This is a genomic window from Collinsella sp. TM05-38, from assembly GCF_003466445.1.
GTDB lineage: Bacteria > Actinomycetota > Coriobacteriia > Coriobacteriales > Coriobacteriaceae > Collinsella.
This window is the reverse complement of record NZ_QSPM01000006.1, coordinates 110,060-123,234: the sequence shown is the minus strand read 5'-3', so window position 1 is coordinate 123,234 and position 13,175 is coordinate 110,060. Positions and strand designations below refer to the sequence as shown.

14 protein-coding genes are annotated in these 13,175 nt (G+C 59.4%); 6 read left to right on the top strand and 8 right to left on the bottom strand.

Going from position 1 to position 13,175, the window contains the following annotated elements; translation table 11 throughout:
• Positions 1–188: 188 nt before the first annotated feature.
• The 3 genes from DXD49_RS04920 to DXD49_RS04910 are packed head-to-tail and all read right to left on the bottom strand — an operon-like array spanning position 189 to position 2,169.
• Positions 189–887 (bottom strand): ABC-2 transporter permease, encoded by a 699-nt coding sequence (locus DXD49_RS04920; RefSeq protein WP_117734574.1) that lies wholly within the window; start codon positions 885–887, stop codon positions 189–191.
• On the bottom strand, positions 884–1,765 hold the full coding sequence (locus DXD49_RS04915; RefSeq protein ID WP_117734573.1) for an ABC transporter ATP-binding protein: 882 nt from the start codon (positions 1,763–1,765) through the stop codon (positions 884–886). The genes DXD49_RS04920 and DXD49_RS04915 overlap by 4 nt, the downstream gene beginning before the upstream one ends.
• Positions 1,766–1,788: 23 nt before the next feature.
• Positions 1,789–2,169, bottom strand: coding sequence for a GntR family transcriptional regulator (locus tag DXD49_RS04910; protein ID WP_117743314.1), 381 nt, complete (start codon positions 2,167–2,169; stop codon positions 1,789–1,791).
• A 569-nt stretch (positions 2,170–2,738) separates the two neighbouring features.
• Here DXD49_RS04910 and DXD49_RS04905 point away from each other — a divergent pair.
• The 3 genes from DXD49_RS04905 (at position 2,739) to DXD49_RS04895 (ending at position 5,921) form a co-directional block, all read left to right on the top strand.
• On the top strand, positions 2,739–4,352 hold the full coding sequence (locus DXD49_RS04905; RefSeq protein WP_117734571.1) for a peptide chain release factor 3: 1,614 nt from the start codon (positions 2,739–2,741) through the stop codon (positions 4,350–4,352).
• Positions 4,353–4,508: 156 nt separating this feature from the next.
• On the top strand, positions 4,509–5,231 hold the full coding sequence (locus tag DXD49_RS04900) for a VUT family protein (protein WP_233502109.1): 723 nt from the start codon (positions 4,509–4,511) through the stop codon (positions 5,229–5,231).
• 9 nt (positions 5,232–5,240) lie between these two features.
• Entirely contained in the window at positions 5,241–5,921 is a 681-nt protein-coding gene (locus DXD49_RS04895) for an SDR family NAD(P)-dependent oxidoreductase (RefSeq protein WP_117734570.1), read from the top strand.
• Positions 5,922–5,971: 50 nt separating this feature from the next.
• Here the strand turns inward: DXD49_RS04895 and DXD49_RS04890 are convergent, their stop codons facing one another.
• Entirely contained in the window at positions 5,972–6,697 is a 726-nt protein-coding gene (locus DXD49_RS04890; protein WP_117734569.1) for a uracil-DNA glycosylase, read from the bottom strand.
• Between the two features lie 88 nt (positions 6,698–6,785).
• The gene (locus tag DXD49_RS04885) at positions 6,786–7,688 is read right to left on the bottom strand and encodes a DMT family transporter (protein WP_117734568.1); all 903 of its coding nucleotides are present in this window, start codon (positions 7,686–7,688) and stop codon (positions 6,786–6,788) included.
• Positions 7,689–7,846: 158 nt separating this feature from the next.
• Between DXD49_RS04885 and DXD49_RS04880 the strand changes: the two genes are divergently transcribed.
• Entirely contained in the window at positions 7,847–8,713 is an 867-nt protein-coding gene (locus DXD49_RS04880; protein WP_117734567.1) for a LysR family transcriptional regulator, read from the top strand.
• 27 nt (positions 8,714–8,740) lie between these two features.
• On the opposite strand, the gene DXD49_RS04875 is transcribed toward DXD49_RS04880, so the two are convergent.
• Positions 8,741–10,123 carry an MATE family efflux transporter gene (locus tag DXD49_RS04875; RefSeq protein ID WP_117763680.1) on the bottom strand — a complete coding sequence of 461 codons (1,383 nt, stop codon included), beginning with the start codon at positions 10,121–10,123 and terminating at the stop codon, positions 8,741–8,743.
• 193 nt (positions 10,124–10,316) lie between these two features.
• Between DXD49_RS04875 and DXD49_RS04870 the strand changes: the two genes are divergently transcribed.
• Positions 10,317–11,132 carry a putative RNA methyltransferase gene (locus DXD49_RS04870; RefSeq protein WP_117734565.1) on the top strand — a complete coding sequence of 272 codons (816 nt, stop codon included), beginning with the start codon at positions 10,317–10,319 and terminating at the stop codon, positions 11,130–11,132.
• Positions 11,133–11,257: 125 nt separating this feature from the next.
• Here DXD49_RS04870 and DXD49_RS04865 read toward each other — a convergent pair whose 3' ends face one another.
• The gene (locus DXD49_RS04865; protein WP_117734564.1) at positions 11,258–11,659 is read right to left on the bottom strand and encodes a hypothetical protein; all 402 of its coding nucleotides are present in this window, start codon (positions 11,657–11,659) and stop codon (positions 11,258–11,260) included.
• A gap of 435 nt (positions 11,660–12,094) precedes the next feature.
• On the opposite strand from DXD49_RS04865, the gene DXD49_RS04860 reads away from it, so the two are divergent.
• Positions 12,095–12,799, top strand: coding sequence for a class I SAM-dependent methyltransferase (locus DXD49_RS04860; protein ID WP_117734563.1), 705 nt, complete (start codon positions 12,095–12,097; stop codon positions 12,797–12,799).
• A 48-nt stretch (positions 12,800–12,847) separates the two neighbouring features.
• Here the strand turns inward: DXD49_RS04860 and DXD49_RS04855 are convergent, their stop codons facing one another.
• Positions 12,848–13,144, bottom strand: a complete 297-nt coding sequence (locus DXD49_RS04855; protein ID WP_055310006.1) for a hypothetical protein — start codon at positions 13,142–13,144, stop codon at positions 12,848–12,850.
• Positions 13,145–13,175: the final 31 nt, after the last annotated feature.

Genomic DNA, 13,175 nt, shown 5'->3' with positions numbered 1-13,175 from the left:
GAAGGTTTGATATGGCCGCGGCGAGACGGGGCCATGTTCCGGGGAGCCATTTGGTTAGGGCTCGAATTGAAGGTGAATGTTTTTCCGAGAAGTGAACGGCATGCCGTGAAGGGTGGTAACGACGTTGTTACTGCTTCGTCTTATCTAGTAAATGAGGTGGGGTGCCGCCCAAGTCCTTTAGCTGTCGATTACAGGTCGCGTACTCGATAAACCTTGGTGCTGACGGTGCAGCTGATTGCGCATAGCGCGAGGGCCAGGACGGCAATTCCTGCGCACAGGCAGCCGAGGACGGCGGAATCGGGATTTGCCCCGGCAATCGACATGAGCCAGTTGCTGATGGGGTTGGAGGAGCTCAGCGTGGCCATAGCAAGGCAACCGAGCAAGGCAAACAGACCAACGGACAGGCGCAGCGCCTCCATGTGTCCAAAACGAAAGAACAGCGGCTGCGCCAAAAACACCATCATGAGGGAGATGAGCATCGAGGCTGCCGAGGCAATTGCGATCTCAAATACGACCTGTCCCGTCGGGAAAATGCCTGCATTATTGAAGAGTGGGATGGTGACGATGTTCAACAGCGCGGCCGCACATGCCATGATGGCCGAGAAAGCAACGATACACAGGTAACGTGCGCAGACGATGTCTTTGCGCGAGAAGGGCAGCGTTGCCCGATAGCGCTCCCATCCGTTTTGATTGTCGAAGCCGGCTAGCGAGTTCATGATCATGATGGGCGACATGGCGCTGACTGCGCAGGCGCCAGCACTCATGCCGGAATCACCATCCGATGCGTTGGCGAGGGTCATCACGATGAATATAAATAAGCCGACACCCGCGATGCTCGGGATAAGCGTGCGAACGATGGCGAGCTCGGACATAAAGGCGCGTTTCATTTTGAAGCCCCTTTCAGCATGAGGCGAAGGTAGTCATCAATGGTTGCCCGATCGCAGGGAATCTCGGGGAAAGCCTCGAGCGTATCACGGCGGTTGGGCACGAGCACGTCCACGCTATAGGCGTGGCGGGCAGCACGGGCGCCTTCGACGCAAGCCATGAGCTCTGCGGCCTGTGCTTGCGTGCAGTGGGCGATTCCGGCGCGGTCGGTAATGTCCTCGCGTGGCAGGTCAAATGCAATCGAACCGTTATCGATGCAGATGACGCGATCGGCGGCGCTATCGAGGTCGGACGTAATGTGGCTCGAGAGCAGTACGCTGCGCTGGCCGTCGGAAACAAAGGCGAGCAGCTCATCGAGCAGCTCCTCGCGCGCCATGGGATCGAGGCCCGCGGTGGCTTCGTCCAAAACGAGCAGCCTGGCATTGTGGCTGAGCGCACAGGCGAGCTGCAGCTTCATACCCATGCCGCGGGAGAGGTCTTTGACCTTGGCTTTGGGATCAAGGCCAAATCGTTCGATAAATCTGGCGAATGTTTCGCGACTCCATGTGGGGTGCGCCGGGCCTACGAGCGTCTCGATCTGGCCCACCTTGAGCGTGGAAGGGAAAGGACACGTGTCCAGGACAAGACCGATGCGGGAGCGCAGATGGCGCTGTGTCTCGCCGGGCGCGTCGGTGCCGCAGTGCTGCCCAAACAGGTGCACCTCGCCGGCATCGAGCTTTATGAGTCCGAGCGCGGCGCGAATCGTCGTTGTCTTACCGGCGCCGTTTGCGCCCACAAAGCCAACAATCTGGCCGGGCTCCACGGTGAGTGTGACATCGCGTAGGGAAAAGCGGTCGCTTACGCGGCGTGAGACGCCTTTGAGTTCTAGCAAGTTTTGCATGGTATAGCCTTTCTTGCAGATGGCTACTGCATGGTTTCGGGGGCTACAAGGTCGAGCATCTCGTGCAATTTGTCGCGCGTGACGCCCAGGGTTTCGGCCTGCGTAGCGGCCTGCGCAAGCAACTCTTCGATATGGCAAAGCTGGTTTTCGCGCAAGAGTTCCTGGTTGCCCTCGGCGACAAAGCAGCCCTTGCCCTGCACGGTACAGATAAAGCCAAGTTGTTCCAGGTCGGCATAGGCGCGCTTGGTGGTGATGACACTCACACCGAGGTCGCTCGCGAGCGCGCGGATGCTGGGGAGTTTGGCTCCTGCAGCGAGTGCGCCCGAAAGGATCTGAGCTTTGACCTGCGAGGAGATCTGCTCATAGATGGGCTTGTCGCTCGAATTGGATAGGATGATGTCCACAGCGGCTCCTTAGCTGTTGGGCTACACGTGTATATAACCGGTAAGCACAGTATATATACACTATGCACAGTTATGCAAGAGGAAATGTGGAATAGCCTGCCAGTGTCGCGCTTACTTCAAAACAATCTCAATCTGTAACACCTAGGTCCGTTTTGGGTCGCTTGCTGTTACAGATTGAGATGTTATTTGCCCGCCTGTCTATTTGTCTCAATCTGTAACAGTAAGAGTCGATTTGGGCGGCTAGATGTTACAGATTGAGACATTGGTTGCCTTCCTGCCGGTTTATCTCAATCTGTAACAGGTGGAGGCTCAAAACCCGTCTTTCTGCTACAGATTGAGACGAGATTGAGACGGTGTCGATCTTCCCAGCCGTTTATCTCAATCTGTAACACCAGGAACGCTAAAACCCGTCTATCTGTTACAGATCGAGACAGTCCTTGAGGCGGCTGCCCGGTGCACAGCGAGCTTGGCTGATGAATTTGTCCTGATAGGTGCCCTGTGGCGGGATTTCGCGGCTACAATAGTACGGTTTCAACGACGTAATGCACTCAATGCAAGAAAGGATCCGCATGGCAAGCCTGTCGGATGAAATCTCGTCGCGCCGCACATTCGCGATCATCAGCCACCCGGACGCCGGTAAGACCACGCTTACCGAGAAGCTGCTGCTCTATACCGGCAGCATCCAGACCGCCGGCTCGGTCAAGGGCAAGAGTTCGGCCAAGCATGCCGTCTCGGACTGGATGGACATCGAGAAGGAGCGCGGTATTTCCGTTACCTCCTCGGTACTGCAGTTCACCTACAACGGCGCCTGCGTCAACATCCTCGATACTCCCGGCCACCAGGACTTCTCGGAGGATACCTACCGTACCCTTATGGCCGCCGACGCCGCGGTCATGGTCATCGACGGCGCCAAGGGCGTCGAGGCCCAGACCAAAAAGCTCTTTAAGGTCTGCACGCTGCGCCACATTCCCATCTTTACCTTTGTGAACAAGCTCGACCACGAGGCCCGCGATCCGTTTGAGCTCATGGAAGAGATCGAGAACGTCCTGGGCATCAATACGTACCCCATGAACTGGCCAATCGGCAGCGGCCGTAACTTCCGCGGCGTGTTCGACCGTCAGACCCGTCGCGTCATCGCCTTTGAGGGCGACGGTCACGCCAACGCCACCAAGAAGGTCGCCGAGGTCGAGGCCGAGCTGGGCGACCCCGCCATGGATGAGCTTATTGGCGAGGAGAACCACAAGAACCTGATGGACGACATCGAGCTGCTCGATGGCGCCGGCGACGAGCTCGACCTGGATGCCGTGGCCTGCGGCAAGCTGAGCCCGGCGTTCTTTGGCTCGGCGCTCACCAACTTTGGCGTGGAGCCCTTCCTCAAGGAGTTCTTGCGCCTGGCCCCGACGCCGCGCGCCTATACCGATACGCTCACCAGCGAGCCGGTCGATCCGTGCCGCGACGACTTTAGCGGCTTTGTGTTTAAGATCCAGGCCAACATGGACAAGAACCACCGCGACCGTATCGCCTTTGTGCGCATTTGCTCGGGCAAGTTCGAGCGCGGCATGGATGCCTTCCACGTGCAGGGCAACCGTAAGCTCAAGCTTGCCACGGGCACGTCGATGATGGCCGATGACCGCGCCATCGTGGACGAGGCGTACGCGGGCGATATCGTAGGCCTGTTCGATCCGGGTATCTTTAGCATCGGCGACACCGTGTGCTCTGGCAAGCGCCACGTACAGTATCCGCAGATCCCGACGTTTGCCCCCGAGATGTTCGCCCGCATCACGCAGGTCGACACGCTCAAGCGCAAGCAATTCGTGAAGGGCATGGAGGAGCTTGCCCAGGAGGGCGCCATCCAGATCTTCCGCGAGCTGGGTGCCGGCATGGAGAGCGTCATCGTGGGCGTGGTCGGCGTACTGCAGTTTGAGGTGCTCGAGCGCCGCCTTAAGGCCGAGTACCGTGTTGAAGTCCGTCGTCAGCCGCTGCCCTATACGGACATCCGCTGGATCCAGAACGACCCCGACACCATCGACATCCCGGGCCTTTCGCTCACGCGTGACACCTTGCGCGTCGAGGACATGCGCGGCGGCAAACTGCTGCTGTTTACGAGCCCGTGGAATGTTGACTGGGCGACCGACCACAACCCCGACCTTGTCCTGTCGGAGTTTGGCAACGTAACGTTTTAGTGCGCCGGCGCGGTGGTCCTGTGGGGCTGCCGCGCCGCTTGCTTGCCTGCCGCCGTGTGAGCGGCTATCATACCCACCGTCGCCTCAAGACCGTGGCGGCCGAGCAGTTCGGGTCCGATATCCTGCTCGTTAAACCTAAAACCAAAGGAGTACATAATGATCAAGAAGGTCATGGAGGACTACAAGGTCCTGTTGCGGAGCATTCCCGCGGCAACGGTTTCGCTGTTTATCGTGAGCGTTATCATGATGAACCTGCTGGCCAACAAGGAGCTTATCAGCCTGCCGTATCTGGCACTCGATTGCGGCTTTGTGGTGAGCTGGGTTTCGTTTTTGTGCCAGGACATGATTTGCAAGCGCTTTGGCGCCAAGGCATCCATCAAAATTTCTATCCTCGCGTTGGCGGTCAACCTGGCCGTGAGCCTGTGCTTTTGGGCATGCTCGCTCACGCCCGGCATGTGGGGCGCCTACTACGACACGGGTATGATCGAGGTCAACACTGCCCTTAACGCCACCATCGGTGGCACCTGGTATGTGGTGCTGGGCTCTTCGCTGGCAATGCTCGTCTCTGCCGTGGTTAACTCCACACTCAACCAGTCGCTCGGCCGCATGCTCAAAAAGAATAACTTTGCGAGCTTTGCCTTCCGCTCCTATGTGTCTACGGGTGTCGGCCAGTTTATCGACAACCTAGTCTTTGCCATTGTGGTGAGCCACACGTTCTTTGGTTGGACCTGGGTGCAGGTTCTTATGTGCTCGCTGACCGGCGCTGTTGCCGAGCTGCTGTGCGAGGTCTTCCTGAGCCCCGTGGGCTACAAGGTCGTGCGCAGCTGGGAGCGCGAGAATGTGGGCGCCGAGTACCTCAAGCGCCATGCAACCGCCTAAGGAGCAAGCATGCGGGTTTTGATCACGGGTGCTTCGGGTGGTATCGGAGCCGCGTGCGTGCAGCGCTTTTTGGACGAGGGCCACGAGGTCGTGGGCTTTGATCTGCTGCCGGCGGCGATCGAACACGAGCGCTACCGCCATCTGATCGTTGATGTCCGCGAGCCTGACTCGTTTCCAGGCGACCTTGAGCCACAGGTAATCGTGAACGTTGCCGGTGTGCAGGATTCGGCCGACGATATTGCCGCCAACTTGCGTGGCACCATCAACGTGACCGAGCGCTATGCCTTTGTGGGGGAGGGGCTTGCCGCCAAGCCGACACCGGCTATCAAATCCGTGGTCAATGTGGGGTCGGCGAGCGGGCATACGGGATCGGAGTTTCCCGACTATGCCGCCAGCAAGGGCGGCGTTATCGCCTACACCAAGAACCTTGCAAACCGCCTGGCGCCGCAGGCCATCGCCAACAGTGTGGACCCGGGTGGCGTGATCACGCCGCTCAACCGTTGCGTGATGGAAGACGAACACCTGTGGAGCCAGATTATGGAACTCACGCCGCTTAAGCGCTGGGCCACCGCCCAAGAGATCTCCGAGTGGATCTACTTTGTGGGCGTGACCAACCGGTTTATGACCGGGCAGAGCCTGCTGATCGATGGCGGCGAGGCCGGCCGCACGCAATTTATTTGGCCCGAATAGGAAACGCGCCCGATGGAAAGCTGTCGGGCGCGTTTTCGATGTATCGATTTTTATCCGAGCCAAGTCCAGTTAACGGGGGTCGAGCCGTGCTGTTCGAGTAACCGATTGGCAGCGGAGAAGGGACGCGACCCCATAAAAGCGGGGAGTTCTGCCGTGGCACGGTTGGCCGAAAGCGGCGAGGGGTGCGTAGAGGCCAGGCAGAACTTGTCGGTTGCCTTGCCCGCGCCGGTCGTGGCGAGCTTGCCTTCGACCATCTGCTGGGCAAAGCGGCCCCATGCCAAAAAGACTACCGGCTGGGGCAGCTGGTAGCAGCGTTCGATAATGTAGTCGGTCAGGGTACTCCAGCCCAGCTTGGCGTGCGAGTTCGCGGCATGCTCGCGCACGGTGAGCGTGGTGTTGAGGAGCAGGACGCCCTGCTGTGCCCATGGGGTTAGGTCTCCCGTGGAGGGAATGGGACAACCCAGATCGGCATTGAGTTCCTTGTAGATGTTGCGCAGGCTCGGCGGCAACTTGGTTTGCGTCGCGGGGACCGAGAACGACAGCCCCATGGCCTGGTTGGGTCCGTGATAGGGGTCTTGACCCAAGATGACAACCTTGACCTGGTCGGCCGGCGTGTAGGCGAGGGCATTGAGGATGTCGTCTTGTGCCGGGTAGATGGTCTGCTCGGCACGCAAAAGGGCGATACGCTCGAGCAGCTGGTTCGTAGTGTCACGTACCGGCTGCGGCGCATTGCCCAACCAAGTTGCTATGTTGAGGTCGCGGGTTGCGGTGTCCATGGGGCTCCTTTATGGCAGATGCTCTGTTGGCATCTATTGTAAAGGCGCACCGGTTGCCTTTATGCCACGGCTGTATGAAGAGCGGGGTCTACGAGACGTGCTCGGGCGCTCCTGCCATGCGAGCCTGTCCATGCGCGCGAAGGCGCGGAAGTTCGACGGTTGCCACCATGACGCCGGTGAGGATGAGGGCGGCACCAAAGAAGGCGATGGGGCTCAGGACTTCGCCGACCAGGAAGAACGAAAAGACGGCAGAGCATACCGGCTCGAGCGAGAAGGCGAAACCGGTGGTCTCGGCAGGCACATGGGGCTGCACGAGCGTTTGGGTGATAAAGCCGTAAGCAGAGCAGATGAGTGCGAGCGCAATGACGACCACGATCTCGCTGGGCGTACTGGGAAGCGTGAAGCCGCCAAAGGTGAATGCGGCGATGCCCGAGAACAAGCCGCCAAAGCCCAGCTGCCAAACGCCCAGAGCCAGCGGGTCGACATCTTCGACAAAGCGCTTCGCCACAATGATGTGTCCGGCGTAGACAAAGGCGGAGAGCAGCATGATGAGCGCGCCCGGGTTCAGGCTAGTGAAGTCGGCGCCCGAGAGCAGCAACATACCGCAGGTGACGATGGCGGTGCCGACGAGCACTTTGCGCTCGGGGGCGCGGCGCAGCAGGGCGGCGTTGGCAAACGGCACGATTACGACCGTCAGGCTCTGCAAAAAGCCGGCAGTGGAGGCAGAGGTGAGGCTGGAGCCCAGGCACATGCAGGTGAGCTCGGTTGCCATAATGGCGCCGATGATGGCGGCACGGACCATAAGGTCGCGGTTGATGCGCAACGCGTGCTTGTGGAAGAGCAGCAGGCAGACCACAAAGGCGATGATGCAGCGTAGCGCGACGATGCTCGTGGCGTTCATGCTGTCCATGCCGATCTTCATGAGGGGATACGAAAAGCCCCATGCGACGGGAACGGAAAATGAGAGCGCGATTGCTTTTTTGCGATCCATGGGACTCCTTTTGTTACAGAACGGTTTCGCAAAAAGGATTCTGCTCCCAGATATGGATGTAGTAAAGCGAATGTATCTTCAGTATGATTAAGAAATACTAATGTTGGCAGAAAAAGCCCTGGCAAAACGTTTTACGGCTGCATTGATGTGGAGGTGCGATGGCATCGCGGTATCAGATTGTTTGTATGGTGGTCGATCGCGGCAGTCTTAAGGGCGCGGCGGACGAGCTGGGCTATACGCAAAGTGCGGTGAGCCAGGCCGTCAAGGCACTCGAGCGCGAGCTGGGTACCACGCTTATCGAGCGCGGTAAGCAGGGCGTTTCGCTTACGCGCGACGGTAAACAATATCTGCCGTATCTGCGCCAGATTGTGACTGCCGAGGCTGAGCTCGAGGGCAAGCGCCAGGAGTTGCTGGGGCTTTCGTCGACCGATATTCGCATCGCGACGTTTACCAACGTGAGTCGAACCGTGTTACCGCGTGTGATCCGCGACTTTGGGGCGCTGCACCCGGGCGTACGCTTTACCCTTAAGCAGGGCGACTACACGCGCAACGCCCAATGGGTGCACGATGGCGTGGTCGATTTTTGCTTTACAGCACGCGGGTTTACCGCTGGCCTCGAGAAGCGCGTGGTCTATCACGACGAGTTGGTGGCACTGTTGCCTGTCGCGCATCCGCTGGCGGCAAAGGAAAAGGTGACACTCGCCGACCTGGCTTCCGAGCCGTTTGTGCTTCTGGATGAGGGCGAACAGAGCCTGGTGCTCGATGCATTCGCGGCGCATGGCCTGTCGCCGCACGTGACGAGCGAGGTCACCGACGACTACACCATCATGGCGATGGTGGAGGAGGGCCTAGGCGTGAGCATGCTCTACCGTCGTACTGTGGAGGGCATGCGTGCCGATATTCGCGTACGTCCCATCGTGCACGCCCCCTCGCGCGACGTAGTGGCGGCCTGGCGCAGCTGGGACACCATGCCCATCGCCACGAGGCGCTTTATCGACTATATGAGCTCGCATATTGTCAATTAATGACTGGCGCGGCGTTGAGTGCGGTGTTTAGCGGGCTGTCGCTTTGGCTTGGGTGACACGATAGGTGCGTGCCGGGTGGCAGAGTAGCACCGCCACGACCATAAAGAACGCCGTGGTGCCCAGGCTGATGGGGTAGACCATCATGATGTTCGCAAAGGTGCGGAAGTGCGGGAACACGCAGAACACCCAATAGAAGCGGATGCCGCAGACGCAGATCATGGTGATGAGGGCGGGCGTGAGCGAGATACCAAAGCCGCGCAGGTAGCCGGACATGTTTTCGTAGAACATGCTAAAGGCGTACGCCGGGAAGATCGAACACACGCGGATATAGCCGATCGAGACGATGTTGGGATCGCTGTTGAACAGCGACAAGATCTCGCGCCCCAGGCCGACAATAACGATAATTGTGGTGAGCGCGACGATACCGCCTTCGACCAGGCAGACCTTGAGCGTTTTGGTGCAGCGGTCGATCTGGCGGGCACCGTGGTTTTGTCCCACAAAGGTGGTGCAAGCCTGGCTAAAGCTGTTGAGCAGGTTGTAGCATACGTACTCCAAGCTCATGGCGGCGCTCGATGCCGCCATGACCTCGGTGCCCAGGCTGTTGATGGCGGACTGGATGATGATGTTGGCGACGGCAAAGACGGCGCTTTGGATGCCGGCGGGCAGGCCGATCTTGACGATGCGCTTGAGGGCGACGGGGTCGATAGCCAAGTCACGCGGGGTGACGCGGACGACAGAGTCGGTCTTGAGCAGGCGGATAAAGAGCGTAGCGGCGCTGACGGTGTAGGCGATGGCGGTGGCGATGGCGACGCCCGCGACGCCCCAGTGAAGTACGGGGACAAAGATGAGGTCCAGGCCAATGTTGAGGACGGTGGACACGGCAAGCGCCTGCAGCGGCATGCGGGTGATGCCGACGGAGCGGAAGATCGCGGCCTCAAAGTTGTAGAGCAAGATCGAGGGCATGCTGAGCAAAAAGACGCGCAGGTAGAGCGAAGCGAGCGGCATGGTTTCGGCAGGAACGTTGAGCGCGGCGAGCATGGGCTCGGCAAAGATCTCGCCCAGCGCGATGACGACAAAGCCCACGAGCGCCATTAAAACCGAGGTATGGACGGCACGTTTGACCATGTTCTGATCGTTGCGGCCGATAGCGTTGGCGATGACCACATTTGAGCCAAGCGACATGCCGATAAACAGGTTGAGCATAAGACTGGTAATCGGAACATTGGAGCCGACCGCTGCCATGGCAAGGGTTCCCTGGTCGCCCGAGAAGTTGCCGATGATGACCGTGGCGATGAGGTTCGATAGCTGTTCCAAGATGCTCGTGGCGGCCACGGGGAAGGCGAACAGGGGAATATTGCGCCACAGCGAGCCGGTGGTCATGTCAATGTGCTTAGATGCGGTATCGGCCATACACTCTCAATCTCTAATATGCTATTTCGTGCTTATTTGCGCAGACGATGATACTCCTAATGCAACCAGTCGGTACTTAGATAGTCGTTGGGACGTTCTTAAACGACTGGTCATTCAATAACGTCCCCGATGACTAGGTGGGGAAGGCGTGCGACAATGGTGGGCGTTGTGTTGTTCGCGCTAAGGAGTTGCCATGTTGTTGTGTCCCGTTTGCCATGAGCCGTTGGTGGACGACGAGCGCGGTGCTACATGCGCGGGCGGACACCGGTTTGACCGTGCGCGCGAGGGCTATCTCTATCTGCTGCGCTCGTCCAAGAGCGGCGACTCCATGGGCGATCCCAAGTCGCAGGCGCGCAGTCGTCGCGACTTTCTTAACCGCGGTTACTACGCGCCGTTGCGCGATGCGATGGTCGAGCTGGTGCGCAAGCAGGTGTCTGGACGTGCAACGTCTGCGAATGGCCCCATGACGCTGCTCGATATTTGCTGCGGCGAGGGCTACTACACCAGTGCCATGGGTGCGGTGCCGGGCGTGGATGCTTACGGTTTCGACCTGGGCAAAGAGATGGTGCGCCTGGCCGCCAAGCGCGGCGATGCGACCTATTTTGTGGCCAACATGAAGGATATCCCCGTGGCAGATGGCGCCTTCGATATGGTGACCGAGCTCTTTGCTCCCTTTAACGAGCGCGAGTTTGCTCGCGTGCTGGTGCCCGAGGGCTCGCTCTACACCGTGGTGCCGGGTGCCCATCACCTGTTTGGGCTCAAGGAGGTGCTCTACGACAGGCCATACCTCAATGACGAGAAGCTGCCGAAGACTACCGAGCTCGAGTTGGTCGGAACGCGGCGCGTGACAGCCTCTATCACCCTTCAGACCCAGGCCGACATCGAGGCGGTGTTCCAGATGACGCCGTACTACTACCGCACGCGCCCCGCCGACAAAGCACGCCTGGCAAACCTCGATACCCTTCAGACCGACATCGACTTCATCATCGCCGAGTACCGCCACAGCTAACCTACAAAAAAGGGACAGGTTTATTTTGGCGGGTTTTATCTGGGCTAACGTAAAGGGCCGACCGCGTTGCTGCGCGATCGGCCCTTTTTAGTTGCTTGGCTGCAGAGGTTATGAGAAGCGAGCGCTTACAGACGGTCCTTGTTTTCGGCCTTCACGGCGTGCGCCTGCTGAATAAAGAACAGGTCGTAGACCACGATGACAAAGGCGCCGATATTGACGGCGCTGCCGCCGAGCGCGGGAAGGGTAAGCACAGCCTGGACGAGCGTAGCGACCGCGGCAACGATACCGAGCTTAAACGCGCCATCCACCTGCGAAGGCTTGTTGGCACCCTTGATGCCCGCAACACCTGCGGCAAGATCGACAACGCCCTTGATAATCACAACGACAGCAGCGAGTATGGCGTTCGATCCGTAGATGGATTCAAATTTGCCGGTCGCGATGCCGGCGATTCCGATGACGAGGCTGGCGATGCCCAAAACAAAATAGATGAGGGCAAGGATTTTGAGTGTCTTGCGCGCGGCGCTCATAGGTAGTCCTTTCGATTCGGGCGCTGCCAGTCTGGCGCGTCCCATAAGCTGCACATATCGTGAAGCACATTGTAGTTCAACGTGACGGCGTGTGTGCTAGAAAGCGCTTCTCGCCTGTGCAGAGCAATCTTTCAAAAAGGAAAGCTGGACGTAAGCCAAATCGATGGCAGCACATGTGCGGCGCTGCGATGATGAGGTCGTGACAAGGAGTTGGTCTAAGGAGGAGCCATGATGTACGGAACAGGGCAAGTGCGCGAGCCGCGGTCGTTGGGAAGGCGCATGAGTGATTCTGTGATCGCTGCCGTATGCACGGGATTGATGGCGGTGCTTTGCATTGGGATGCTGTGGGCCATGTCGCATGTGGGACAATAGCGGACGGTTGAGTGCCGACAGGGGCGGCGCTCACGTATTCATTTTGCTTGTAAAGGAGTGCCCATGGGCGTCGTCGATCCCTTTTCTGTTGCTCGGGCCGCGGGGCTTGAGCTGACCGGGAAGCCCGAGGGCCTCACGCTCACCGACGGCGCGATGGAGCTGCGTGCCGATTTTGCCCGCATGCTTCCACGGCTCAAGCAGGGCCGTCTGCAGCAAGAGCTGCTGGTGAAGGCTGCGCGCACAAAAGGCATCGAGCAGCCATGGGCGATTGACGCCACGGCAGGCTTTGGCGAGGATTCGCTGCTGCTGGCCGCCACGGGCTTTACCGTCGATCTGTATGAACAGGATTGCGTGATTGCGGCATTGCTCAAGGATGCCTTGGACCGCGCGGCGGATGATCCGGCGCTTGCGGCTGCCGTGGCACGCATGCGCTTGCATGCGGGCGAGGACAGCATTGCCGGCCTTCGCCATACGGCTGAGCTGGTCGAGCGCGGTGAGCTCGCGGCTCCCGATGTGGTGTATTTGGACCCCATGTTTCCCGAGCGCACCAAGAGCGCGGCGGTTAAAAAGAAGTTCCAGCTCTTGCACCATTTGGAGCAGCCGTGTGCCGATGAGGAGACGCTGGTCGAGGCTGCTCTTGCGTCGTGCCCGCGCAAGGTTGTTATCAAGCGGCCAGTGAAGGGGCCGCTGCTTGCCGGCGTTAAGCCGAGCTATCAGCTTGCGGGCAAGGCCGTTCGCTACGATGTTTTGGTGCCGCCGCGCCCGTAGCTTGCGTGCGATGGTTGGCGCTCCGTCAGTGCCGTGCCGATGCGGCGTCTATTTCCATGGATGCGACGTCAGATGCCAGCCGCCGCAGTACTCGCATTTGTAGCAGGCCAGCCCGCGGCGTCCGCGGTTTTCGCAGTCAGCCATAACTGCCTCGGCCTCGGCGCGCGTGTCGTAACGGTTTTTTCGCTCGCACGACTTGTAGCGCCAGGCCTCATCTCGCTCGGCGTCCAGGGCGTCGCGGCGCTCATCCTCGCGCGCAAACAGGTCGCTCATATCGCCGCCCGTAGCAGCGCCCAAAAACTCGCTTTTGGCCTTTGACCAGGCGGCTCGCTTTTTGCTCCCCATCTGCTTCGTGTCCTTTCCAAACGCTGGTATC